The 24,748-nt window shown below is 54.6% G+C and carries 20 protein-coding genes; 15 read left to right on the top strand and 5 right to left on the bottom strand.

Annotated elements, in window-relative coordinates:
• Nucleotides 1–153 precede the first annotated feature (153 nt).
• Both CLOEV_RS04090 and CLOEV_RS04085 read left to right on the top strand, forming a co-directional pair.
• Nucleotides 154–648, top strand: coding sequence for an Lrp/AsnC family transcriptional regulator (locus tag CLOEV_RS04090; RefSeq protein ID WP_008710765.1), 495 nt, complete (start codon nt 154–156; stop codon nt 646–648).
• Complete coding sequence (locus CLOEV_RS04085; RefSeq protein ID WP_008710763.1) at nt 645–1,814, top strand: aminotransferase class I/II-fold pyridoxal phosphate-dependent enzyme; 1,170 nt, start codon at nt 645–647, stop codon at nt 1,812–1,814. The genes CLOEV_RS04090 and CLOEV_RS04085 overlap by 4 nt, the downstream gene beginning before the upstream one ends.
• 63 nt (nt 1,815–1,877) lie before the next feature.
• Here the strand turns inward: CLOEV_RS04085 and CLOEV_RS17125 are convergent, their stop codons facing one another.
• The 5 genes from CLOEV_RS17125 to CLOEV_RS04060 all read right to left on the bottom strand — a co-directional run bounded on the left by CLOEV_RS17125 (nt 1,878) and on the right by CLOEV_RS04060 (nt 9,356).
• Entirely contained in the window at nt 1,878–2,816 is a 939-nt protein-coding gene (locus tag CLOEV_RS17125) for a glycyl-radical enzyme activating protein (RefSeq protein WP_034442052.1), read from the bottom strand.
• A gap of 4 nt (nt 2,817–2,820) precedes the next feature.
• A complete protein-coding gene (locus tag CLOEV_RS04075; RefSeq protein WP_034442050.1) occupies nt 2,821–5,214 on the bottom strand; it encodes a glycyl radical protein in 2,394 nt (797 codons plus the stop codon).
• 13 nt (nt 5,215–5,227) lie between these two features.
• On the bottom strand, nt 5,228–7,600 hold the full coding sequence (locus tag CLOEV_RS04070; RefSeq protein ID WP_034442049.1) for a glycyl radical protein: 2,373 nt from the start codon (nt 7,598–7,600) through the stop codon (nt 5,228–5,230).
• Nucleotides 7,601–7,619: 19 nt separating this feature from the next.
• Nucleotides 7,620–8,381, bottom strand: a complete 762-nt coding sequence (locus CLOEV_RS04065) for a glycyl-radical enzyme activating protein (protein WP_034442048.1) — start codon at nt 8,379–8,381, stop codon at nt 7,620–7,622.
• A gap of 138 nt (nt 8,382–8,519) precedes the next feature.
• A complete protein-coding gene (locus tag CLOEV_RS04060; protein WP_245591150.1) occupies nt 8,520–9,356 on the bottom strand; it encodes a DMT family transporter in 837 nt (278 codons plus the stop codon).
• 170 nt (nt 9,357–9,526) lie between these two features.
• On the opposite strand from CLOEV_RS04060, the gene CLOEV_RS04055 reads away from it, so the two are divergent.
• From CLOEV_RS04055 to CLOEV_RS03995, 13 genes are all read left to right on the top strand, one after another.
• Nucleotides 9,527–10,297 (top strand): FadR/GntR family transcriptional regulator, encoded by a 771-nt coding sequence (locus CLOEV_RS04055; RefSeq protein WP_051484875.1) that lies wholly within the window; start codon nt 9,527–9,529, stop codon nt 10,295–10,297.
• A gap of 455 nt (nt 10,298–10,752) precedes the next feature.
• Nucleotides 10,753–11,670 carry an ABC transporter permease gene (locus CLOEV_RS04050; protein WP_034442044.1) on the top strand — a complete coding sequence of 306 codons (918 nt, stop codon included), beginning with the start codon at nt 10,753–10,755 and terminating at the stop codon, nt 11,668–11,670.
• Nucleotides 11,671–11,684: 14 nt separating this feature from the next.
• On the top strand, nt 11,685–12,968 hold the full coding sequence (locus CLOEV_RS04045; RefSeq protein WP_034442042.1) for an ABC transporter permease: 1,284 nt from the start codon (nt 11,685–11,687) through the stop codon (nt 12,966–12,968).
• Between the two features lie 8 nt (nt 12,969–12,976).
• Nucleotides 12,977–14,014, top strand: coding sequence for an ABC transporter ATP-binding protein (locus CLOEV_RS04040; protein WP_034442041.1), 1,038 nt, complete (start codon nt 12,977–12,979; stop codon nt 14,012–14,014).
• On the top strand, nt 14,004–14,972 hold the full coding sequence (locus tag CLOEV_RS04035; RefSeq protein ID WP_034442040.1) for an ABC transporter ATP-binding protein: 969 nt from the start codon (nt 14,004–14,006) through the stop codon (nt 14,970–14,972). Before CLOEV_RS04040 ends, CLOEV_RS04035 begins: the two co-directional genes overlap by 11 nt.
• A 130-nt stretch (nt 14,973–15,102) precedes the next feature.
• Nucleotides 15,103–16,785 (top strand): peptide ABC transporter substrate-binding protein, encoded by a 1,683-nt coding sequence (locus tag CLOEV_RS04030; RefSeq protein WP_034442038.1) that lies wholly within the window; start codon nt 15,103–15,105, stop codon nt 16,783–16,785.
• 411 nt (nt 16,786–17,196) lie between these two features.
• Nucleotides 17,197–18,375, top strand: a complete 1,179-nt coding sequence (locus CLOEV_RS04025; RefSeq protein WP_008710745.1) for a saccharopine dehydrogenase family protein — start codon at nt 17,197–17,199, stop codon at nt 18,373–18,375.
• A gap of 172 nt (nt 18,376–18,547) precedes the next feature.
• The gene (locus tag CLOEV_RS04020; protein WP_051484874.1) at nt 18,548–20,050 is read left to right on the top strand and encodes an alanine/glycine:cation symporter family protein; all 1,503 of its coding nucleotides are present in this window, start codon (nt 18,548–18,550) and stop codon (nt 20,048–20,050) included.
• Between the two features lie 69 nt (nt 20,051–20,119).
• A complete protein-coding gene (gene ppnP / locus CLOEV_RS04015; RefSeq protein ID WP_008710742.1) occupies nt 20,120–20,434 on the top strand; it encodes a pyrimidine/purine nucleoside phosphorylase in 315 nt (104 codons plus the stop codon).
• A 9-nt stretch (nt 20,435–20,443) separates the two neighbouring features.
• The gene (locus tag CLOEV_RS04010) at nt 20,444–21,850 is read left to right on the top strand and encodes a Sapep family Mn(2+)-dependent dipeptidase (RefSeq protein WP_008710741.1); all 1,407 of its coding nucleotides are present in this window, start codon (nt 20,444–20,446) and stop codon (nt 21,848–21,850) included.
• Nucleotides 21,847–23,052 carry an MFS transporter gene (locus tag CLOEV_RS04005; RefSeq protein ID WP_034442036.1) on the top strand — a complete coding sequence of 402 codons (1,206 nt, stop codon included), beginning with the start codon at nt 21,847–21,849 and terminating at the stop codon, nt 23,050–23,052. The genes CLOEV_RS04010 and CLOEV_RS04005 overlap by 4 nt, the downstream gene beginning before the upstream one ends.
• 3 nt (nt 23,053–23,055) lie before the next feature.
• Nucleotides 23,056–23,874 carry a pyrroline-5-carboxylate reductase family protein gene (locus CLOEV_RS04000; protein WP_034442035.1) on the top strand — a complete coding sequence of 273 codons (819 nt, stop codon included), beginning with the start codon at nt 23,056–23,058 and terminating at the stop codon, nt 23,872–23,874.
• Nucleotides 23,875–24,074: 200 nt separating this feature from the next.
• Entirely contained in the window at nt 24,075–24,614 is a 540-nt protein-coding gene (locus tag CLOEV_RS03995) for a GNAT family N-acetyltransferase (protein ID WP_051484873.1), read from the top strand.
• Nucleotides 24,615–24,748: the final 134 nt, after the last annotated feature.

Here is a 24,748-nt window from a genome sequence, read left to right as displayed (position 1 = left end):
AAAGACTCAAAATTATCTCTTATATTGCGTAGTTTGGAGAGGCAAAAACAAAGCCGCCATCCATATCGCACGCAGGCGCAGCCCGGACTTCGGCCTTTCATGGCGATACCTCGCTGTTGCTTTTGTTAAATTTTATTTTCGGAGGATTTTGGGATGGACAGCAGGCATAGGGAAGAGATACTTCGGCTTCTTGAGCAGAACGCCAGATACACGGCGAAGGATATCGCCGTCATGCTCGGCATGGATGTGATAGAGGTAAAGAACGAGATCGAAATAATGGAGAGGGAGCGCACCATCTGCGGCTATCACGCGCTCGTCGACTGGGACAAGACCGACGACGATAAGATCTCCGCCCTGATCGAACTTAAAGTTACACCGCAGCGCGGCGAGGGCTTTGACCGCATCGCCGAGAAAATATATCAGTACCCGGAGGTCGAGTCCCTCTACCTCATGTCGGGCGGCTATGACTTCTCGGTGATCCTCAAAAAGGCGACGATGAAGGAGATCGCCAACTTCGTATCGTCACGCCTGGCGGTGATCGAAGAGGTGCAGAGCACGGCGACGCACATCGTGCTCGTACGCTACAAGGACCACGGGATACTGCTCGCGGCTCCGAAAAAAGATATGAGGATGGTGGTCACGCCGTGAGAGATTTCATCTGCGACAAAATAAAGAAAATCAAGCCCTCCGGCATCCGCCGCCTGTTCGACATCGCCAACGAGATACCGGACGTCATCTCGCTCGGCGTCGGCGAACCTGACTTCGACACGCCCTGGCATATCCGCGAAGAGGGCATCTATTCGCTGCACAAGGGGCGGACCTTCTATACCTCGAACGCCGGACTCATCGAGCTGCGCGAAGAGATAGGCCGCTTCATGAAGCGCAAGTACGACCTGACATACGACCCAAAACACGAGATGATCCTCACAGTCGGCGGCAGCGAAGCGATCGACATCGCGCTGCGCGCGATACTGAACCCCGGCGACGAGGTCATTTATCCGGAACCCTGCTTCGTCTCCTACGAACCCTGCATCCTGCTCTCCGACGGAGTGCCTGTTTCGATCGAACTCTCGGCCGCAACGGAGTTCCGCCTCCAGCCGGAACAGCTCGAAGCGGCAATCACGCCGAAGACCAAGGCTCTGCTCATCTCCTACCCGAACAATCCCACGGGAGCGATCATGGAGCGGGAAGATCTTGAAAAGCTCGTGCCGATCATCGTCAAGCACGACCTGCTCGTCATCTCCGACGAGATATACAGCGAACTCTCATACAAAGACCGGCACGTCAGCATCGCCTCGCTGCCGGGAATGCTCGAACGCACGATCGTGATCAACGGCTTCTCCAAGTCATACGCGATGACGGGCTGGCGTTTGGGCTTTGCCTGCGGCCCGGCGCATATCATGGAATATATGCTGAAAATACACCAGTTCGGCATCATGTCCGCGCCGACGATGAGCCAGTACGCCGCGATATCGGCGCTCAAAAACGGAGACAGGGACATCTGCACGATGGCGGAATCATACAATCAGCGCCGCCGCTTCCTCATGGAGGCCTTCCGCGAGATGGGACTCCCCTGCTTCGAACCCTACGGGGCCTTTTACGTCTTTCCCGACATCTCCGAGTTCGGCATGGGCTCGGAAGAGTTCTGCACAAAGCTGCTGGAAGCGGAAAATGTCGCCGTCGTTCCCGGCTCGGCCTTCGGAGCCTGCGGCGACAGGCACGTAAGGATATCCTACGCCTATTCCATCGAAGAGCTGAAAGAGGCGATGGCACGCATCGCGCGCTTCGTCGAAAGGCTGCGCATGGATAAATAGGATTCAGTACGATTACATGTATGTCAAAAGATGCCCGCCTTCACACCGAGGCGGGCATCTGCTTTATTCGAATATCCTGCCATTTATCCTCACCTCAACGCCCGCGGCGGTTTTGAATATCGCGGCCTTGCGCCGCATATAAGAATCGTCGGGCGTGTTTATCTCCGCAAGCGGATAAGGTATCTCCAGTCTTTTGTAAGTCTCCGTTCCCAAGCGGTGATAGGCGAGGAATTCCATGAATCGCAGCTTTTTGAGCCTTTTCACTATTCCCGCGAGTTTGGCTATGTCTTCGTCCGCGTCGTTTATGCCGGGGACGAGCGGCGTGCGCACGACGATGCCGAAGTTGTGCGGGAAGGCGTCGGCGCGTCCGATGTTTTCCAGTATCAGCCGGTTGTCGACTCCGATCAGTTTTTTGTGTTTTTCCGCGTCGGGGTGTTTTATGTCCACATGGAGCAGGCTGATGTAAGGCAGCAGCGGCTCTATTTTTTCCCACGCCGCGAAGAAGCTTGTTTCAAGGGCGCAGTCTATGCCGCGTTCGCGGCAGCCGCGAAGTATCTCCAGGACGAAGCCGCTTTGTTCGAGCGGCTCTCCCCCGCTGACGGTGAGGCCCCCTCCGGAGTGAAAGTAGAATATTTCATCTTTGGCGATTTCTTTGACCGCCTCCGCCGCCGTCATGGTTTTTCCGTAGGGGGTTATGGCCGATTCGGGACAGATGGCGGCGCATTTGAGGCAGCCGGCGCATTTGTCTCTGGCATGGGTTATTTTATTGTCTTTTTTGCTCAGCGCTCCGTGCGGGCACGCTTGTACGCAGCGCCCGCAAAGGGTGCATTTTTCGCGCGCGAGGCCCCGTTCGGGGGCCCCGCGCTGCGATTCCGGCGTGGAGCACCAGAGGCAGCGCAGGGGGCAGCCTTTGAGGAAGAGTACGGTCCTCAGTCCGTCTCCGTCGTGGATGGAGCTTTTTTCTATGCGCAGGACGGTTCCGGCCACGTTTCCTTTTTCCATTGTTTTAGCCGCAGGAGACGCCGTTTTCTGTCTGTACGGTGCGCGCGATGATGTCGTCCTGCACTTCTTTGCCGAGTTCGACGAAGAAGGCGGTGTAGCCCGCGACCCGCACGAGCAGGCTGCGGTAGTCTTCCGGGTGCGCCTGGGCCTCTATAAGTTTTTTCTGGTCTACGACGTTGAATTGTACGTGGTAGACTCCGAGGGTGCAGAGGCTTTTGAGGAGCGCCATGATCTGGTTGATGCCGTTTTCGCTGTTTATCATCTGCGGGTCGAGTTTCATGTTGAGGAGTGTACCCTGGACGAAGCGGTCGTGCGGGATGTTGGCGACGGATTTGAGTACCGCGGTCGGACCGTTGGTGTCTGTGCCGCCGTTGGGGCTGACGCCGTCGGCCAGAGGTTTTCCCGCGCGGCGGCCCGATGGCAGGGCTCCCACTTCGACGCCGAAGGGGGTGTTGCCGGAGACGGGCAGGATGCCGGGGGTCATGACTCCGAATTTGCTGCGGTAGCTTTCGATCTCGTCGGCGATGTAGGCGAAGAGTTCCGCCGCGAGGCCGTCTGCGCGGGGATCGTCGTTGCCGTATTTGGGGGCCTCTTTGCAGGCTTTGTGTATTTCCGGCGCGTCCTGGAAGTCACCGGCGAGGGCGTCGAGGAGCTGTTTCATGGTGACGCTTTTTGTGTCATATACGAGGTGTTTGACGGCGGCGACGCTGTTTATGAGGTCGGAGACGCCGATGCAGATTATGCCGTTGCCGGTGTTGTATTTGGCGCCTCCCCAGGCGTAGTCTTTGGCGTTTTCGACGCATTCTTCAAAGCTGAGGGAGAGGGCTGGCACCGGGCGTTCTAGGCAGATGTCGTCGATGATGTGGCTGGCTTTGACGACGACTTTTATGACGTAACGGAGCTGTTGTTTGACGGCGTTCAGGAGGTCGTCGAAGGACGCGAATGTCAGGGGATCGCCGGTCTGCGCTCCCGCGAGTTTTCCCGTTTTGCGGCATTTGCCGTTGAGGAGGACGAATTCCATTACGCTGCCGAGGTTGATGTCGGCCAGGGCGGAGTAGGCGCGCAGTTTGCCGGCCAGGTTGGTCTCGACGCAGCCGCCGGGGTTCCAGTCGAGCGCTTCGCGCAGGGGGATGCCTTTGTTCATGAGCATACGGATGCCGACTTCGTCGTTGTGGAAGGCGGGGAATCCGGTGCCCATCGCCATCAGTTCAACGATTTTGCGCAGGAAGGAGTTGGGGTTTTTCGCCATGTTGTAGCGCACGGAGAGCGAGGGCTGGTAGAGTTTCGTGTCCATGGTGGCCTGGATTATCATGTAGGAGAGGTCGTTTACGGCGTCGCGCCCCATTTTGTCGACGCCGCCGGCGCAGAGGTTCTGGAACATGGGGTAGCCTGAGGAGTATTCCGCCGATTTTTCGTCCTGGAAGAGGCAGGGTTCGGAGAATTTGACCCACAGGCAGTCGAATAGTTCCTGCGCCTCTTCTGGCGTGAGGCGTCCCGCTTCGAGGTCGGCTTTGTAGTAGGGGTAGAGGTATTGGTCCATGCGTCCGGGATTGTAGGCGGCGGCGTTTTGTTCCATGAAGATGCAGATCTGGTAGAAGTAGAATGACTGCATGGCTTCGCGGAAGGTGCGCGCCGGATGCGCGGGGACGCGGCGGCAGGTTTCGGCTATTTCGCGCAGTTCGGCGGCGCGTTCGGCCTTTTTCTCCAGCGCCGCCAGGCGGTCGGCCTCCGCCGCGTAGCGCGCGGCCAAGGTCTCCATGCCTTCGCAGACTATGAGCAGGGCGTCGAGGTAGACTTCTTTTTCGTAGTCTCCGGGGACTGTCGCGTCGAGCTGGGATTTGCGTTCGAGTATTTTTTCGCGCAGCCCCTCTATGCCGTTTTTGATGAACCATTCGTAGCCGGCGGTGACTTCGCCCCAGCCGCGGACGGCTTTTTTGTCGATGTAGAGCGCGCCGTTGTCGCGAAGCGCCGCTACGTCTTCAGGGATGCGCGCGAGCCATTCTTCGTAGTTGGAGCGTCCCTTCCAGTAGGGGCGGATGATCTCTTCAAAATCTTTCTTGTCTTCGGGCGGCAGCCTGAATTTGTCGTATTTGCGCGTGTTGATGGTCTCAAGCTCGCGGTCGAGGACGGACCAGCAGACGTCGGCGGAGAGGATGCCCCCGCGTATTTTGCTGCCAGCGTTGCCGACGATGAGTTCGTCGTCCCATATTTTGACGCTCTTTTCACGGCACTGTTTGAGGAAGGCCTTTGCTTTGCGCGTCACCAGCGCCTCCCCCTGGGTCTCAAGAAAGCTCTGGGTGAGCAGCTTCGCGTCTTCCAAATCTATCTCCGGGTAGGTCTCGAACACTTTTTCTTTCAGTCTGTCGATACGATCCAGGTATTGCGGATGTCTTTCCATGCCTGTCTCCTCCTTAATTCATCTCTTCATATTCTGTTCGCGCGATTATTTCGTTCTGCGTGTTGGCGTTTAATTCCGCGAAGTAGGCGCTGTAGCCCGCGACGCGCACGATGAGGTCGCGGTAGTCGTCCGGACGGCGCTGCGCCTCCTTTAGGTCATCCGAAGATACGATATTGAACTGTATGTGATGTCCCCCGAGGTCGCACCAGGCGCGGACATAATCGGCGAGCAGCGCCGCCGAATTGGGCGCGCTGAGAACTGAGGGGGAGAATTTCTGGTTGTAGAGCACCCCTTGCAGGACCTCCATGTGATCGAGTTTGCTCATCGAGCGGACCGCGGCGGTCGGCCCATTTCTGTCGCGGCCGCCGACCGGCGAGGCTCCGTCCGAAAACGGCGTGCCCGCGGGGCGTCCGTCGGGAGTGGCCCCCGTCAGCTCGCCAAAGTAGACGTGCGTAGAGACCGAATGCAGTTCCGGGATGTAGAAGCCGCCGCGCATGCAGGGATACTGCACCACCTCTTTACAGAATATATGCGACGTCTCGCGCGCGATAAGATCGGCGTAATCATCATCGTTGCCAAACTTCGGCGCCTCTTCGCATAGCTTTTTAAGTTTGGCCGCGCCGGCGAAGTCGTTTTTGATGGCGGAGAGCAATTCCTCCGGCGTGGCGCTCTTGTCGTCGAAGACTACGCGCCTGACGGCGGCCATCGCGTCCGCGGTCGAAGCCAGGCCGACGCCGAAGATACCGGAGAAGTTGTAGCGCACGCCGCCCTCCTGCCGCGTAAGCCCCGTTTCGACGCAGTCGTCGAGCAGCGCGGAGGTGAACGGCTCCGGCGCGTGCACGGCGTGCGCGCCGTCAATGAGGTCGTAAGAACGGACGATGAGTTCGACAAAATAGGCGACCTGCGACTCAAAGGCGCGCATCAGCCCGCCAAAGTTCGCGAAGCCGGCGAGCTTGCCGGTATGCGGCCCGACCTGCCGTCCCGTCGCCGGATCGGCGCCGTCGTTCAGCGCGAGCAGAAATGCCTTCGGCAGATTGACGTAACCGCCGTTGGAGCGTGAATCACAGGCCCCCTCGATGTCTGATTCAACACAGTTCATGCAGTAGCCGCGCGCCTCTTCGAGCGTCGCGCCGCGTATCAGATGCTTTGGTATGATGCAGTTGTCGTTCATGACCGCGGGATAGCCGAGTCCCAGCTTGACCGTCTCGCAGGCTTTCAGCAGCGCGTCGGGATCGACCTTGTTGTGATAACGGAAGGAGAGCGACGGCTGAGGCACGCGCGCGATCGCCGCGGCCTCCATTATCAGAGTCGTCAGCTCGTTGCAGGCGTCCTCGCCGCGCGGCCCCTGCCCGCCGAGCGTTATATTCTGGAAGAGCGGGAAGCCGGCGAAGGTACGGGTCGTCACCGAATCCATCAGCTTGATGATCGCGGTACACTTTATCCAGATGTGGGCCAGCAGTTCCACGGCCTCTTCATCGGTGAGCCGCCCATCCGCGATATCTTTCTTATAGTACGGATACATGTACTGGTCGAAGCGCCCGAGCAGCATCGCGTGGGGATCGGCCTCGATCTGGGTCGCCACGTAGATCAGCCAGACGGACTGAAGCGCCTCGCGGAAGTTTGAGGCGGGAAATTCAGGGACCCTCTTGAGCGTCTCCGCGATCCGATACAATTCCTCGCGGCGCGCGGGATCAGGACATTCCGCAGCACGTTTCAGAGCCTCGCCGGAATAGCGGCGGGCAAAAGCGATCACCGCTTCGCAGGAGATCTTTGCCGCGCGCCAGAAAGCGACCTTATTGCCGTCGGCCGCGCACTGCGGCTTAAACGAGGCAAGCTTGGCCTCTATCTCATATATGATGCCGCGAAGCCCCTTTTCAAGCAGCTTCTTGTTATTCACCGCGATATTGCCGTGCGCCGTCCCCTGCGCCCCGACGGTGATCATCGCCTCGGCGATCGCCTCTTTCGCCTCGGCGGGAACGAGGGCCGCGGTCACCGAGTCAAGCGACGCATCCTGCCAGCCTTCCAGGCACTCGCGCAGTATACGCTTATTTTCTTCGGTAACGCCTATCGCGTCGGCGGGGCGCGTCGCGAAATTATCCAGATCCGAGAGTATCCAGCGCGCGCCGAGTTCCGGGCAGGCGATCGGCGAACGCGGCCTGGGCGAATTATGACCGACGAAAAGCTCCTCGTCGTCAATGAAAAGCGTCATGTTTTCCAGAATATGCTTCAGCGCGTAGGCCCGTTTAAGGACGGGCGGCTCGGACGCGTAGCGTTTGTAGGCCTCGGTGACGAGCAGCGCGCGCTCCGGCAGAAGCTCCGTCGGACAATTTGTTATCATGCGCTCCTTCATTCCGTTGATACGCTTCAAGCTCTCTTCTCTGACCATCGTGATCCATCCTCCGTTTTTATAAAACTCTGATCCTATAATTGTTTAAAATTTCTTTGACCCTCGCGTATTCTTCGTCTGTTGGCGGATCGACATCCTCCAGCGGATAACTTCGGCCCAGTTCCTCGTAGAGGCCGACGCCCATTCTGTGATACCTCAATACCTCAAGGGAGACGCCCTCTCTACCACTTTCAAGAAAAGACCCCATGGCTCGGATATTTTCCTCCGCGTCATTCAGCCCCGGGACGAGCGGGAACCTGACCAGCACCGGTATGCCGCCGCGCAGGACGGCCATGGCGTTTTCGAGAATATCCTCATTTCCCCGCGAGGTCAGCCGCTTATGCAGTTTAGTATCCATAGCCTTGAGGTCGAACTGTATGAAGTCAGTCCTCTCCGCAATACGCATCGCCGCATCATAAGAGGCTAAGAGGCAGCTTTCGATCGCCGTGTGAACATTATGGGCGCGGCAAATGTCGAGGAACTCCACGGCAAAATCAGGCTGGGCCATCACCTCGCCGCCAGAGAGCGTGACGCCGCCGCCTGAGCGCCGCCAGAACGGCGCGTCGCGCCGTACCTCCGCAAAAAGCTCCGCGGCTGTAACGTCGCGGCCGAATATCTTTTCTCCGCCGGCAGAGCGCTCTATCTCAAAACTCTGCGACTGAGGGCTGCAGCACCACAGACAGCGCGCCGGACAACCTTTGAGGAATACCGTCGTCCGTATCCCCGGACCGTCATGCACCGCGTAATGCGCTATATTGAAGATTCTCCCCTTGACCGCCATATGATCACCCAATTTTTTGGTAATACCAGAGGACCAACCAGTATTTTATAATAAAAATTATAAGGCAATCAAAGGTATTGTCAAGAAGCGGAAATATATGAAATTATCTTCTGCGCAGGGCGCGCGCCGCCGCCGTCCTTATCCCTCTTTTGACGATTTAAGGGTAGAACATACCGCCATGCCGAGAATGAGCGCGCCGCCGGCAAGTTCGCGGGCAGACGGGACCTCTCCAAGGACCAGCGCGGCCGAGAGTATGCCGTAGACCGTCTCAAGGCTCGCGATCACTCCGGCTGTCTGCGCGCGTATATGCTTCATCCCCCCGATGAACAGAGAATGGGCGACTCCGGTAAAGACAACGCCCAAGAGGATGAGAAGCCCCCAGTCCCGCGCGTCAACGGCAGGGCGGTGAAAGAAGATCATCGGCATCAGCACCAGCGCCGCGACGCCCTGCTCGTAAAAGGCGATCACGCTGCCGTCGTAACTGGAGGCAAACTTGCGGTTCAGCAGCGACATCACGGCAAAGCTGACGCTGCCCGCCAGTCCCCACAACAACCCGACGGTCAAATTATTTTCAATGTTAAGTTCGGGCACTATAATAAGCACGCCCATAAACATAATGAGGGCAAAAAACGCGTCGGCTTTTTTCAGCCTTTCGCGAAACATCAGCGGCTCAAAAAAAGTTACGAAGATCGGATAGGCGGAAAAGGTAATCAGCGCGATCGCCACCGTAGAGACCTGCACGGAAGTATAAAAGGCCGTCCAGTGAAACGCCAGCAGAGCTCCGATCGAGCAAATGACGATATAATCAGCCTTTTTGGACAGGCAGATATTATGCCCCTTTATCAAAAAATAGATCCCCATAGACAATGAGGCGAAAAAAACACGTCCCAGTACGATATATGGAGCCGGCAAACTAACATACCTGCCAAAAAGAGCGGTAAGGCCGAACAACAATACCGCGATGTGTATATTCATCAAACCTCTGTTTCGTGAGTTCATCAAGTTTCTCCCGTTAGGTAAAATTCCTGGTATTGCCTCTGGTCTATAGTTGGTATTATACTACCTAGTGCTGTTGCCTATGGAGACCTTTACCACATTAACGCTCAGAAGGGTAAATAAAAATTTTTCGCGCTGGAGGAACCCTCATGAAAATCGGCATACCTTTTGAAAAAAAGGAGAGCAAGAAAAAAATAGTCCAGGATAAACTCAGAGAGCTGGTGTCGTCCGGCCCCTTCAACGAGGGAGACAAGCTCCCTTCCGAACGGGAGTTGGCGCAGATGCTCGACGTCAGCAGAAACGTCCTGCGTGAGGCGGTAATATCGATGGTGGCCGAGGGATCTCTCGAGGTGCGCGAACGCCAGGGCACCTTTATAAAAAGCCTTGACAGCTTTGGGATGCACGACTCCCTGAAAAGCCTGCAGATGCTCCCGGCGGATTTCGTGTCATACCAATTAGAGGTACGCCTCATTATCGAGGTGCCGGCGGCAAAGATCGCCGCGATGCGCCGGACGGATAACGACATCAGAAAGCTCCGCGAATGTTATGAAAGCTTTATCGCCTGCCCCTATGTAACGCCGGAAGAGCAGGCCCAGAATGGGAAATGGGAGGCGCTCCTGCACCATCTCGTGACGGAATCTGCGCACAACCCGATACTTTCAAGGTTGAATGAGAGCATCAACAGCCTTGTCGAACGCAACAACATCCTCGTCCACCCCGACATGCTGATGGAAAAGGGATGGATCGAACTCATTAAATCACGGCATGCGGCAATTATCCGGGCCATCGAAGAAAAAAATCCCGAGGAGGCCGGCGAAACGCTGAAGACTCACCTGCTCGAAACCGCGGAAGTCATGCGCAGAACGCACCCCGAATTGATCACCGACATACCGTCCCCGTACTGGAAGATGAATAATTAAAATGCGGCAGTAACCTCAAGCCCCGAAAAGCTTACATAAGCGGCATGATCCGTTCACGGGCCATGCCGCTCCTGCTGTAAAACTATCTCAAAACGGTCCGAACTATATTTAAAAGAAGATCACACAGAGCTTCTGCACGGTTGATCTGTTTCTTGCGGCAGATTCATAATTTTCCTTTTTTATAAATAAATCTAAGCATTTCCTTAACTTTAATTTACTTGACGTGGATATTTATACATGATATATTTATCGCAGCTCGTAAAAGGACCAGTGGTATTACCAGATTTTAATGTATACAGCGTATTTAACGTATTCCTATGATCCCATGCAGGCTCTGTAAACGGAGATGGGAGGTATCTAAAGCACGGCGCAAAGAGAGGGTTTTTCCATACGAAATGGAATGGCCTCCTTATAAGAGAACACATAGATACTCTTAATACAAAGGATGTGCAGAGATGCTGAAATATACTCTAAGGCGCATTATATCCGCGGTTATTACCATTTGGTTCGTTATTACCATTACGTTTTTGATAATGCATAATCTGCCTGGAAGCCCTTTTACAAGCGCGCGGGGACTGCCGGATGAGACGCGGGCTGCGCTTGAAGCAAAATACGGACTTGACAAACCATTGGGAGTCCAGTACCTCACTTACCTGTTAAATTTCGTCAAAGGAGATTTCGGCGTCTCCTATCATAAAAGAGGCGTAACTACACGCGCCATTATTGAGAGCGGTTTCCCATACTCGGCAAAGATCGGCCTGCTTGCCGTCGCTTTTATCCTTGCCTTCGGCATATTTTTCGGCGTCTACGCGGCACTGAGGCATAACAGAATGTCGGACAGGGTGTCGATGCTGCTGGCGACACTCGGGACTACGATACCGAGTTTTGTCGTTGCGACACTATATCTTTATGTCTTCAATAAAAAGCTGGGGCTCGTGCCGTCCTACGGAGCGGAGAACTTCAAAGACTACATCGGCCCGGCCTTTGCGATAGGAGCTTTCTCCATCGCATTTATAACCCGCCTCACACGTACGTCGATGCTCGAAGTGCTCCAGCAGGATTACATTCGTACCGCCAAAGCCAAGGGGCTCACCAGTTTTGTCGTTATGACGCGCCATGCGCTGCGCAACGCGCTGATCCCCGTAGCCACTTATATGGGCCCCTGTGTGGCAAGCATCGTCACCGGATCATTCGTCGTCGAAAAGGTTTTCGGCATACCGGGCATAGGTTGTCTTTTCACGACAAGCATCCTTAACCGCGATTATTCCCTGATACTTGGGGTCACAGTATTTTATGGCGTACTCCTTGTTCTGATGGTCCTTTTGGTCGATATCCTTTATGTCCTTATTGACCCCAGGATCAAATTTGACTAAGAGGGGGAAACGTGATGGCAAATATAGAAGAAAGACTGGATCTCAATGACATCGATCTATGGAAAGAAACGGAACATGATTTTACAAAATCCGAGGATATCAAGCGCAAAAGCCTCACCTTCTATCAGGACGTCTGGAGGCGATTCCGGGAAAATAAGACGGCGATGTTCTCTCTCGTCTTTATTGTGCTTCTGACTATCACGGCGATATTCCTTCCATATTTTTGGAAATATACCTATTCAGACCAGAATCTGGAATACTCCAACGTTCCCTGCCGGCTTGAACTATACGAGATACCTGGCACAGGCGTATCTTTTTATGTCACTAACGATTACAACGTCCTTCAGGTGTCACGTAACGGCACTCTTGGGAAAATGGCGGAAAACACCGGCGACGATCTAATGGCGCGTCAGAAAAGCTTCGTACTTGACGGCAAGGATATAAAGGTGGATTACAGCCAATATTTTGCCGCCAAGAAAAAACTCTATTCGTTGAGGAGATCCGCCGAACGCGGTGATGACGTCGATCTGCCCTCAGAAGAGCGCGCTTTTGAAAATATGAAGAGATACATTGTCACCGTAGACGGTAAAGAGGTGGAGCCCTCGCTTCGGGTATGGAATAAGAGTCATATCTTTGGCAACGACGCGCTCGGCAGAGACATCTTTATCAGGATTGTATACGGCGCGCGCATATCGCTCGCCGTCGGGTTTGCAACGGCTCTCGTGTGTTTCGTGATCGGGGTGTTGTTTGGAGGCGTCTCCGGCTATTGCGGAGGAAGGGTGGATGATGCGATGATGAGAGTCGTCGATATAATAAATACTATCCCGACGCTGCTTTATGTGATCCTGCTTCGCGTTCTCTTCGACAGCGGCGGCCTTTTCACGATAATTTTGACGATCGGGCTTACCTATTGGGTGAGCATGGCAAGGCTGGTACGCGGAGAAGTGCTTTCTCTGAAAAAACAGGAGTTCGTCCTCGCCGCCAAATCATTGGGCGCGCCGACCGGGTATATACTTTTACGCCACCTACTGCCAAATATAATGGGACCGATCATGGTCACCATCACAATGATGATTCCCAACGCGATTTTTACCGAAGCTTTTTTGAGCTTCGTAGGGCTCGGCGTCTCCGCCCCCGTAGCCTCATGGGGGACGCTTTGCAACGACGCCCTTGAGGGATTATATACCTATCCGCAGCAACTGCTCTTCCCCGCGGCCGCTATCTCTCTTACGATACTCACATTCAATCTGCTTGGCGACGGAATGAGAGATGCGCTTGACCCCAAGTTGAGAAAGTAGGTTGGATCATGGCTGAGAATAAAAGCGTACTTGAAATACGGGATCTGCATACCTCTTTCTTCACACACCTCGGCGAGGTAAAGGCAATACGTGGCATCGACCTCCGCATAGGCAGCGGGGAAACTCTCGGCATTGTCGGGGAGTCTGGAAGCGGGAAAAGCGTCACGTCTCTTTCCGTAATGCGTCTTCTGCTGCACCCGGGACGGGTCGTGAAAGGAGAGATCCTCTTCAAAGGTGAAGACCTTCTGAAAAAAGCGGAGCACGAAATGACAAAAATACGCGGGAACAACATCGCCATGATCTTTCAAGACCCCATGACCTCCCTTAACCCTGTGCTGCGGGTCGGTTTTCAGATCGAGGAAGCACTGTTGCAGCACCAGCGCCTCACAAAAAAGGAGGCCGCGGTAAAAGCTATCGAAATGCTGGAGACAGTCGGCATTCCCGATGCCAAGAGGCGCGCCGCCTGTTACCCTCATGAGTTTTCAGGCGGAATGAGGCAGCGCGCGATGATAGCGATGGCGCTTTCCTGCCGTCCGGAGCTTCTTATCGCCGACGAGCCGACGACGGCGCTTGACGTAACGATACAGGCGCAGATCATCCGGCTCATAAAAGAACTTGGACAAAGCACAGGGACCTCTACGATCCTGATTACGCACGATCTGGGCGTAGTGGCGGACATCTGTTCCCGAATAGACGTCATGTACGCCGGATTGGTTATGGAGGAGGGGAAAACCGACGATGTCTTCTTCAATCCCGCGCATCCGTATACGATGGGATTGCTGAGATCGATACCCAATGTGGCCACAGGTGCGCGTCATAGGCTCATTCCGATACCGGGAACGCCTCCTGATCTCCTAAATCCGCCGCAAGGCTGTCCATTCTCGCCCAGATGCAGCTTCACGATGAATATATGTACGAGACACTGTCCCGGGTACTACCAGGTCGGAGAGGGACATAAGGCCGCCTGCTGGCTGCTTGACGAACATGCGCCGCGCTGCGGCCGCTACGATGCGATGAAGGGAGGCATCAGCTCTATTGAACGATAATATTCTTCTTGACGTCAGAAACCTTAGAAAATACTTCTATAAAGATGAAGGATTGATCTCAAAAAAAATACAAGAGATAAAAGCCGTTGACAACGTCAGCTTTTATATCAGAAAGGGAGAGACGCTTGGGCTTGTCGGTGAATCCGGATGCGGAAAGACGACCGTCGGCCGGACTGTCATGCGCCTATACGAACCGACTGCCGGCGAGATATATTACGACGGCATCGACGTCGCAAAACTCCCCGCCAGATCCTTCATGCCTTACCGTAAGAAGATACAGATGATCTTTCAAGACCCTTACGCCTCACTCGATCCCCGGATGACCGTTGCCGACATCATCGGCGAACCGCTTGACATCCACAGGATCGCCTCGGGCAAAGAACGCCAGGAACGAATCTTTGAGCTGCTAAAAAGGGTCGGCCTGCGCAAGAACCACGCGAACAGATATCCTCATGAATTTTCCGGCGGGCAGAGGCAGCGGATAGGAATCGCCAGAGCGCTCTCTGTCATGCCTGAATTCATAATATGCGACGAGCCGATATCGGCGCTTGATGTCTCGGTGCAGGCGCAGATAGTAAACATGCTGGAAGACCTGCAGCAGGAGATCGGCCTCACCTATCTTTTTATCGCACACGACCTCTCCATGGTCCGGCATATCTCAAATCGTGTCGGCGTTATGTACCTTGGAGGCCTTATGGAGGTAACTACCGCGGACGAACTATACAATAATCCGCAGCATCCGTACACGATAGCGCTGCTCTCGTCGATTCCGATACCCAACCCGAGGGCGGAGAAAAATAATATCATCCTTGAGGGAGACGTGCCAAGTCCGCTCAACCCGCCGTCAGGATGCAGATTCCGCACACGCTGCCGCTATGCCAAAAAGATTTGCTCGGAAGCGGCTCCTGAATTTAAAAATTTAGGCTCGGAACATTACGTAGCCTGCCACCTCTTTTAACGGCGTAAACAGAGAGGAGAAATGCCGTGCAAACGACGACACAAAATAACTCTGAGACACAGGCGGAAAACAGTTGTCCCTATAATGCATGGAACCGGCATTACCGGAGTTAGTCGAAAGGAGCATCATCATGTCAATCAAAAAAAGCGTCAGGTCAATAGTAGTTATCGTACTTGCAATCGCAGCGTTATTCTCACAGGCGGCCGGGTCATACGCGGCGCCCAAAGTGCTCGTCTTCAACCACGGCAAGGAAATCAAGGCCTGGGATCCCTCGATAGACGATTCCGGCGGAAGCTTTGTGATAGGAAATATATTTGAGGGCCTGATGAAGGACACAAAAGACGGCAAGCTGGTCCCCGGACAGGCTGAGAAGTATACCATTTCCCCGGACGGGCTTACCTATACCTTCTATCTGAAGCCGAATATCACCTGGTCTGACGGAAAACCCGTCACAGCTAAAGACTTTGAATATGCCTGGCTGAGACTGCTTGACCCCAAAGCCGGTTCAGAGTATTCATATATGGGAACTTCATATATAAAAAATGCGAAAGCATTCTTTGACGGAAAGGCAACGGCAGACAAAGTCGGCGTAAAGGCCTTGGATGAAAAGACGTTTCAGGTCATCCTGGAATCAAAGGTACCATACTTCCTCAACCTTACGACGTTCTTCTCCTTCATGCCGGTAAGGAAAGATATAGTGGAAAAACACGGCGACGGATGGGAAAAGAACCCAAAGACCTGTATCTCTAACGGACCGTTCGTACTGGAATCCTATAAAATAGGAGACAACCTCACCATTGCCAAAAACCCGAAATATTATGGCAGTAAGAATGTAAAGATAGACAAGGTAAAAATGGTATTCGTATCCGATCAGACCACCGCGCTCAACGCCTTTAACGCAGGAGATATCCACGTGAACCCGGAGATACCGCCGGCAGAGATCCCAAGGCTCATCGCCGAAGAACCAAACCTCGTATTCACTCCGAGAATGCAGACCGCGTATATCATTTTCAACGTAGATAAACCTCCCTTCAATGACGTGCGCGTCAGGAAAGCCTTCGCTCTCGCGCTGAACAGGAAGGCGATCTGCGAGTCTGCCCTTAAGGGCGGCGAGACTCCCGCGACGGGAGTAGTTCCTCCCGTGCTTTCGCTCTCGACCGGAGAAAGCTTCAGGACGCTCGGCAAAAATGGCAAACCCGCGGCGGAATACGGTATCGATCCAAATGCGGCGCGCGTGAAAGAGGCACAGAAATTACTTGCCGAGGCCGGATACCCCAATGGGAAAGGGTTCCCAAAGGTAACCTACACCTATGTAACAAGAGAATCCCTCAAAAAGATGTCCGAAGCCATCCAGGAAATGCTGAAAAACAATCTTAATATTAAAGTTGAGCTTGACAATATGGAATGGCAGGTACTCGTGGACAAGAGAAAAAGAGGAGATTTTATAATCAGCGGCGGCAACTGGACCGGAGATTATGCCGACCCGATGACCTTCTTTGACGCATATGCAGTCGACAGCAGCTGGAACGAATGCCAGTGGAGGTGGAAGAGGTCAAAGGTGGCGCCCAACGACACCGTCCTCAACCCCGAACATAAGGCGTTTGAACAGGAAATCTTGATGGCACAGAAAACATCAGGCAAAACGCGGGACGAACACCTAAAGAACGCGGAAAAAATACTCATGGACGCTGCCCCTGTATCCCCGCTCTACTATGGCAACTTTTGTTACCTGGTCAATCAGGACAAGGTACGCGACGTATGGATGAACAAAGTCGGAGAATATAAATTCTGGGACGCCGAAATGGTGCGCTAACACAAATACCTAAATTGAAACCATATACAGGCGCCGCGTGCTTACCTATGCGCGCGGCGTCTGTATCCGTTAAGCTTCATGCGATGTCACGTCATAAATAGAAGTTTTGAGGCAATTCGATCTCAGGTTTGCCATATGCAGGACATCGGCGCTGCCGCCTGTTTTCCTGCCGTTCATTAACAAAACAACGCCCCGCATAGATATTTTTTAAAGGCTGTAAGTCGTCTTGTCGTGTAAACGCCACGCAAAATCGGTGCTTGACGATATATTAAAGACATGATATATTCACATTGTACTGGTGGATGAACCTATGGTAGTACCAACACTAGGTTTAGGGTATACAGCGTATCCATAATGTTCTTAATTTTTATTGTTTACCAAACAAATTCATATTAATTAGGAGGAACGAAGATGGCAACAAAGAAAAAGGCTCTACAAATCGGAGCGGGCATGGTTGGCCGTTGCATAGTGCATGACATGATCAGTGATTTTGATTTTGTCGTGCTCGACATGAGCGAAGAGAACCTCGCCGAGACCAAACGCCTCTATCCAAGCGTGGAAACGGTGATCGGATCGGCAACCGACAAAGACCTTATTGCGAAGCTTTCCGCGGACTGTGACATTATCACGGCGGCGATGCCCGGCACGGTCGGATATCTGGTAACTCAGATCGCGATGGAGCTCGGCAAAAAGATATCCAACGTCTCCAGTATGCACGGCCGTTCCGATGAACCCTATGACAAGATCGGACAGGAGACCGGCGGCCTCGGCATCTCGATGATCGGCTTTGAACCCGGCATGAGCAACTTCTTCGGCGGACGCGGCTACTATAAGCTCGACAAGTGCGAAGAGATGTACGTCTATGTCGGCGGCGGCCTCCCCGTGAATCCGCGTCCTCCCTTCAATTATTTTACGACCTGGTCAATATCGGACAATATCAATCAGTTCAACCAGCCGACTACGGTCGTCCGCGGCGGCAAAGAAATGGTCATCCCGGCGCTCAGCGAGGTCATGCACTTTGAGATAGAGGAATTCAAAAATCTCGAATGCTTCACCAGCAACGGCCTCGGCGGCCTTTTCCGCAGCTTCAAGGACGTGCCGGAGATGGCAGCTTTCACCGTTCGCTGGCCCGGCCTCGCCGCTCAGATGCGCTTCCTCAACGAGCTTGACCTATTCGATAAGGAAGAGAGGATGCTCGGCAAGGTAAAGCAGGTCCCGCGCGACATCCTCATCGACATCTTCTCAAAGAAGTACGAGAGGCTCCCGGGAGAGGTCGATATGTCTGTGCTCAAGATCGTCGTCAAGGGCATCAAGGGCAGCGATCGAGTGACATATACGTGGGAGATCGCACAGAAAGAGATCCCGGGGACCGGATACACCTCAATGGCCTGGACGACGGCCTGTACCTGCGGTATTTTCGCGCGCGCGATGACGAACGGAATGCTCACCGGCAAGGGGATGCTGGCCGCGGAAAAGCTCGCTAAGGACGACGATTTCTACAACTGGGTAATGGCCGAACAGGCAAAGCGCGGCATTTTCTACAAAGAAAAGGTAGAAGTTGAGAAGAACGTAAATCTCTGGGAAAAATAAGTTTATAGGTAATAAATGCAGGCAGGAAGTTGTCCCTTCCTGCCTGTTCACGTAATAACTGACAGACGGATCTGTCAGAGTTCCGGCAAATATATAGCTCTACTGCCCTTGAACACCTTTCATTTAATAATAACACTTATTTATTGATTATACAAATTACGGAGGTATCAGCATGGAGGCAACAGTAGCAAAACAGGTTGAAGCAGCACTCGAATATATAGCATGGACAGTTCTCTGGAATAAATATTTCGCGGTCATGTTCCTTCTTCTCGGACTCTATCTCACCATCGGCACCAGATTCTTTCAGTTCCGCCGTTTTGGGGACATTTTTTATAACACGCTTGGCGGGCTCTTCCGCAAAAAGGGTCCCAACGTACCAGACAGTAAAGTAACTTCATTCGGAGCTTTCGCCACGGCGTTAGGCGGAACGGTCGGCAACGGAAACATCGCGGGAGTCGCGAGCGCGATAGCGATCGGCGGCCCCGGGGCCCTCTTCTGGATGTGGATGGCCGCTATCGTCGGGATGATCACTAAGATGAGCGAAATCGTACTCGCGCAGCAGTACAAGCAGCGCTATGAGGACGGGACCTCCTACGGAAGCGCAGCCTTCTATATCCACAAAGCGCTCGTGGAGGGCAAGGGGTGGAAGTGGTGCAAGATACTTTCAATGCTGTTCACAGTGACGATGATCGGATCATTCTACTTTGCGCCCGGACCGTACACAATTGTCGAAGCTCTGCAAAGCGCTTTCAAACTCCCCGGCTCGGTGGCGATCATGTGCGCCGTCGCCTACACGGGAGTGTGTTATGTGATCGTTCTCGGCGGTATTCCGCGTATCGTTAAGTTTGCCGAGAGAGCGGTCCCGACGATGGTCCTCTGCTACCTCGCGGCCGGTATCTTTATCATCATCAAAGACATCCCCGCGACCGCCGCGGCGATAAAATCAATATTCTACTACGCATTCCAGCCCTATGCGGCGGTCGGCGGCTTTGCCGGCGTCACCGTGATGAAGGTCGTCCAGGTCGGAGTCGCGAGAAGCGTTTACAGCAATGAAGCCGGTTGGGGAAGCTCGCCGATCATCCACGCCGCGGTCGATGTCGATCACCCCGGACGCCAGGGACTTTGGGGAGCGATGGAGGTCTTTATGGACACGATGGTAGTCTGCACGATCACCGGATTGATGGTCATCATCACCGGCGCGTGGCAGACCGGGCGCGGCGGCGCCGGCTCCGTCGGCGAGGCTTTGGGGATAGTGTTCGGCGGATATGCCCCGCACGCGCTGGCCTTCTTCATGATAATCTTCTCGCTGACGACGACTACAGGCTGGTTCTCGTACCTTGAATCGATCATCGTCTACTGTGTATCCGATAAGACGCACGAACAGCGCATGAAATATGTCAAGTTCGTCCGCTACACAGGCCCGATGGTCCCGCTCTGCGTATCGATGTTCTTCTTCTATCACGGCACCGTCCCCTCGATCGTCTGGATGATGCTCGACATACAATCGGCCCTGCCGGTGTACGTCAACGTCATCGCGCTGACGCTGCTCTCACCGGTGATATTCAAGCTGGTCAGGGAGTTCGAGGATAAATTCCTCGATCCCGAAAAGGCGGCGAGAAAGGCATTGGCGCTCAATAAGGCAAAGAACACTGCGGAAGAAGACGCTGTAAAATAGATAAAAAATCAATCTGAAGATGTGGGAGGAGGAAGACCCCCTCCCACATAAATTAAGGAGCAAATCATAATGGCAGATTTCATAAATTCAGTCGACGTAAAAACACTCGTGAATATTTACTGTGACGGCAAGGTGCAGAGCCGCACCCTCCGTTATCCTGACGGGAAGCTGCAGACGCTCGGAGTATATCTGCCCGGAGAGTTTGAATTCCACTCGGAGGGGCCGGAGAAGGTAATAATGACGGCGGGCGCGGTGGAAGTTTTGTTCCCTGAAGACAACGACTGGCGGCGCGTTGAGACCGGCGAATGCTACGACGTGCCGGCCGATACCATGTTCAAAGTCCGCTGCGGCGTGATCTCGGAATATATCTGCGATTTCCTGTAGGATCTCGTAATGAATGAAAAGCTCGACAGGATCGTAAAGTCATATCTTCCGAGGCTGGTACAGAGCGTATGCGAGAGCGTGCGCATCCCCAGCCTCTATACGGAAGATGCCAGCGGCTTTCCCTACGGACTTGAGATAGCCCGCGCCGCCGATCACGCGATGGCCTGCGCCAGGCAGCTTGATTTCAAAGTCGTCGATCTGGACGGCAAGGTATGCTGGGCCGAATACGGCAGCGGCGACGAGACGGTGGCGGTAATGGGCCATCTCGACGTGGTATCGCCGGGCGAAGGCTGGGATTTCGAACCGTTTTGCGGCAGCGTTAAAAACGGGGCTATCCTGGGACGCGGCACGCAGGACGACAAGGGGCCGCTATTCAGCTCGCTCTATGCTTTGAGGGCCGTGGCCGATCTCGGCCTTCCTCTCTCAAAAAGGGTGCGGATAATCTTCGGCATGGATGAGGAGAGCGGCAAAATGCGCGACGTTGAAGCCTATCTTAAGAGCGAGCGGCCGCCGCTATACGCCTTTACTCCTGACGGAGCTTATCCGGTGGTCAATACGGAGAAGGGAACGATAAAATTTACCTCCACCGCCATCTTAGAAAAAAGGTCCGCCGAAGAACTCTCCCTGGCAAAAATTTCCGGCGGAGAGAGCGTCGGTTCGGTACCCGCAAAGGCGGAGGCCGTGCTCAAAGGAAAAAGGGCCGACCTGGAAAGGGCCTCGAACGCGATCGTCGAAACGGCCAGCAGGAACGGCTGGAAGATCAAAATAAACCTCGGCAGCGACCAATTAACGCTCACCGCTTACGGCAAGGCGGCCCACGCTACCTTGCCGGAGCTTGGCGAGAACGCCGTGGGAAGGCTTCTGATCCTTATCCGCGCCGCCGGCATATCGGGAAGAGCGGGAAAGTTTGCAGGATTCCTCGCGGATAAGATCGGGGTGGAGGCGGACGGGGCTTCGCTCGGGATAAAGGCTTCGCACGGGCACTGCGGGGCGCTCACCGTAAATATGGCGATGATCGAGGGCGACGAACATTCCATAACCGTCACCTGCGGCATATACATCCCCGCCGAGACGATATCCTTCGACGAGGTCTGCGGCACGCTCGAACGCGGTTTCCGCGAGGCTGGCGGCAGCTTTGAGCCATTCGCGAAAACGGCGCCGCTGTTCTACGCCCCCGATCACCCGCTGATAAAGACACTGCAGCGCGGTTACCGCGGCGCCACCGGGAAAGAGCCCTACTTAGTCAGCATGTGCGGCGGTACATATTCAAAAAGAATGCCAAACATGGTGCCTTACGGCGCTACCTTCGAGAATGAAGACGACCGGGCGCACGGCGCGAACGAGCGGCTTCTCATTACCAACCTCATGGAGAGCACGAGACTGATGGCGTATGCGATATTAGAGATGGCGAAATGAACGAAACTAAGAGGATATTGAGCCCGGAACTCGGCTATATCTTCATATTCTTTTCCATCACCTTCATCAGCGCCTCTATGGAGAGCGGCTATTACTTTTTGCTGCCATATCTGGAGGGGCGCGGCGTCGCTATCGGGGCGCTCGGCGGCGTCGCGATGGGGATATGCTACGGCGTGTCATTTTTTATCCGCCCGTTCGTCCCTCTCTTCGAGCAGCGCTTTGGCGACGATAAGATGCTTTGGGGAGGCTACGCCTGCTTCTTTATGAGCGCGGCAGGCCTGGCGCTCTTTTCGGATGCGATCGGCTCTATCATCGTCTGGCGGGGCATATCCGGCCTGGGATTGAGTATGGTGGGAGTATCCCTCACCGCCTACGAGCGGAGGTTCATCCCTGAAAAGATCAGGGGGCGCAGCATCGCGCTGATAACTACCGCTTACAGCCTTCCCTCGCTGATAATCGTCCCCGCGATGGAGTTTCTCATCACGAGAGAGCTTTACCGCTGCTATATATTTTTCTTCCCCCTGCTGATCGCTTTGGGCACGATAGCCATTCGCAGGCTGCCGAAGGCCGGCGTCGGGGAAAACGCGGAGGCGGAAGAAAAAGATGACGCGCGCCTCTCATATACGGCGCTGCTCAAAAAGCCGCAGATCATACTCTTCGCCGCATCGGCAGCGCTCTTCGCACTGACGGACGCGGGACAGCTTACCTTCGTACAGCTCGCGGGAGAGCTCGGCCTGGCCGCCTCGTACTTTTTCAGCGTATCCGCCGCCACCGCGCTGCTATTCCGCATCCTGTGCGGAAAACTCATAGACCTTCTGCCCCGCAAGATCTGCGCCGCGGGAGCGACCTCCGTTACGGCGGCGATGATGCTGACGATGACCGCCGTCTCTTCGCCTTTGGCGCTCATGCTCTGCGGCTTCCTCTTCGGCATCGGCATGGGCTTCGGCTACCCCGCCTTTATGTGCCTCATACTGGACCTTGGAGGCAAAAGGTACGTCACACGCCTCGCGGTGGTCTTCGGCCTGATATATTCTGGCTTCTTTTTCCTGACGCCGGTCATCATGGAATTTTTTATCGGCATTACCGGAAGCGCCGCGCTGGCTTACAGGATAATTTACGGAAGTGTATTATTGGCGACCGCCGTCATTGTGCCGGCGAGCGCTAAAGTATATAGAAAAACTAATACGATACAGGAGTGGTAGACAATGAAAATAGGATTTATGGGTTCCGGTGCGATCGCGGAGATATTGAGCCAGAAAATAACGGCAAGCGGTACCGCCAAACCGTCGGACATTTTCATCTATGACGTAAGCGTGGAACGCCTCGCCTATATGAACGAAAAATACGGACTCTCCATCTGCGGCGAGCCTAAAGATATGATCGCCGCCGCCGACTACGTCTTTATGTGCGTGCGCTCGGACAACGCCATCGATATGGCGAAGACGCTCAATGCCTACGATTTCACGAGCAAAACTATCGTCTCGATATCTTCCGGCATCCCGATGGCGCTCTATGAAAACAACGTTCCCGGCGCGGCCGTGGCGCGCGCCCTCCCCAACCCTCCGAGCAGGATCGGCCACGGCGTCATCGCCGTCGCCTTCAACTCAAGGGTAAGCGAACCGCAGAAGGCCGACCTGATGAAGATATTCGGCGCGATGGGCACCTGCCTCGCCCTCGGAGAGGAAAAGATCAACGCGATCACCTCGCTCACCGGTCCCGCCCCGGTCTACGCCTTCTTCCAGGGAATCGTGGAATCGGCGCTGCTGCTCGGCATCGACCATAAAACGGCGGCGAAGATGGCCTTCGGCACCGTTGAGGGCTGCCTCAAAGTCTGGGAGAACAACATCGACAACATCGGCGGCCTGCTCGCCGAGACCAGCACGCCGGGAGGCATTTCTGTGCGCCAGCTCTATAACCTCGAACAGAACGCCTTCAAGGCCACGGTAAAAGAGTGCTATGAAGAAGGATACCTGCGCACAAAGGCTTACAGCGACGGGATATTGGAGATGCTTAACAGGGATTAAGGCACGCAGAAATCACAGAAAGCGGCCCCGCTCCTTCGCCTCCACGGCGAAGCGAGCGGGGCCGCTTTGCCGTATGCGCAGCGAAACTCCCGAAACGTGAATCGCCATCCGCCGCGGAATCCGCGCTTTTTGCGGGCACGGTAAAGACTAACCTGCACGCATGAACTATACTATGCGATAGAGTAAGAGGGGGCGGAGAGATGGAATTCAGGATCAGACCATTCAGGGACAGCGATATCGCTGACATCAATGAGATACGTTCCATGCGCGGAGTTATGGAGACGATCCCGACGCTTTTTTCGGAGAGCGTCGCATTCACGGAAAAGGTGATGAAGTCTGTCGGGCCAAATGACCCGGCGCTCTCGGCAGTCATCGATACGCCGGAGGGCGAAAAGGTCATCGGCAACGGCGTGCTGAGGCTCACGGAAAAGGCCAGGCTGCGCCACACCGCCTCCGTCGCGCTCATCGTCCACGCCGGTTATCACAACATGGGAGTCGGCCGCGCGATCCTCTCGCAGCTGCTGGAGATCGCCGACAAATGGCTGATGCTGGTCCGCGTCGAACTCGAAGTGGCCGCCTGCAACGAAGGGGCGATCCACCTCTATGAATCTCTCGGCTTTCAGCACGAAGGCCGCCTGAAATACGCCTTCATGAAGGACGGCAAGTACGAGGACCTGCTGGTGATGGGCCGATACAACCTCCCTGTAAATCGGCGTTTATACGCGCCGTCTGCGTCATAACTTGCCCCCTGAGTGTCCTCGCCGTATGACCAATACGGCTCCGGTACTCAGAGGGCAAGTTATTTAGCATCCGGCACTTCTAAACGCCGATTTACGCGATTGGAAGTGAACGGTAAACTGCGATTTATCTTGTC

Source organism: Cloacibacillus evryensis DSM 19522 (assembly GCF_000585335.1).
In the GTDB taxonomy this organism is placed as follows: Bacteria; Synergistota; Synergistia; order Synergistales; family Synergistaceae; genus Cloacibacillus; species Cloacibacillus evryensis.
The sequence above is the reverse complement of the archived record's forward strand: the minus strand, read 5'-3'. Positions and strand labels throughout refer to the sequence as shown.

Coding starts and splice junctions, on each gene's coding strand:
- CLOEV_RS04090 (WP_008710765.1), top strand. CDS start 154: ATGGACAGCAGGCATAGGGAAGAGATACTTCGGCTTCTTGAGCAGAAC.
- CLOEV_RS17125 (WP_034442052.1), bottom strand. CDS start 2,816: ATGGAAAAAGGAAACGTGGCCGGAACCGTCCTGCGCATAGAAAAAAGC.
- CLOEV_RS04075 (WP_034442050.1), bottom strand. CDS start 5,214: ATGGAAAGACATCCGCAATACCTGGATCGTATCGACAGACTGAAAGAA.
- CLOEV_RS04070 (WP_034442049.1), bottom strand. CDS start 7,600: ATGGTCAGAGAAGAGAGCTTGAAGCGTATCAACGGAATGAAGGAGCGC.
- CLOEV_RS04065 (WP_034442048.1), bottom strand. CDS start 8,381: ATGGCGGTCAAGGGGAGAATCTTCAATATAGCGCATTACGCGGTGCAT.
- CLOEV_RS04060 (WP_245591150.1), bottom strand. CDS start 9,356: ATGAATATACACATCGCGGTATTGTTGTTCGGCCTTACCGCTCTTTTT.
- CLOEV_RS04055 (WP_051484875.1), top strand. CDS start 9,527: ATGAAAATCGGCATACCTTTTGAAAAAAAGGAGAGCAAGAAAAAAATA.
- CLOEV_RS04050 (WP_034442044.1), top strand. CDS start 10,753: ATGCTGAAATATACTCTAAGGCGCATTATATCCGCGGTTATTACCATT.
- CLOEV_RS04045 (WP_034442042.1), top strand. CDS start 11,685: ATGGCAAATATAGAAGAAAGACTGGATCTCAATGACATCGATCTATGG.
- CLOEV_RS04040 (WP_034442041.1), top strand. CDS start 12,977: ATGGCTGAGAATAAAAGCGTACTTGAAATACGGGATCTGCATACCTCT.
- CLOEV_RS04030 (WP_034442038.1), top strand. CDS start 15,103: ATGTCAATCAAAAAAAGCGTCAGGTCAATAGTAGTTATCGTACTTGCA.
- CLOEV_RS04025 (WP_008710745.1), top strand. CDS start 17,197: ATGGCAACAAAGAAAAAGGCTCTACAAATCGGAGCGGGCATGGTTGGC.
- CLOEV_RS04020 (WP_051484874.1), top strand. CDS start 18,548: ATGGAGGCAACAGTAGCAAAACAGGTTGAAGCAGCACTCGAATATATA.
- ppnP (WP_008710742.1), top strand. CDS start 20,120: ATGGCAGATTTCATAAATTCAGTCGACGTAAAAACACTCGTGAATATT.
- CLOEV_RS04010 (WP_008710741.1), top strand. CDS start 20,444: ATGAATGAAAAGCTCGACAGGATCGTAAAGTCATATCTTCCGAGGCTG.
- CLOEV_RS04005 (WP_034442036.1), top strand. CDS start 21,847: ATGAACGAAACTAAGAGGATATTGAGCCCGGAACTCGGCTATATCTTC.
- CLOEV_RS04000 (WP_034442035.1), top strand. CDS start 23,056: ATGAAAATAGGATTTATGGGTTCCGGTGCGATCGCGGAGATATTGAGC.
- CLOEV_RS03995 (WP_051484873.1), top strand. CDS start 24,075: ATGGAATTCAGGATCAGACCATTCAGGGACAGCGATATCGCTGACATC.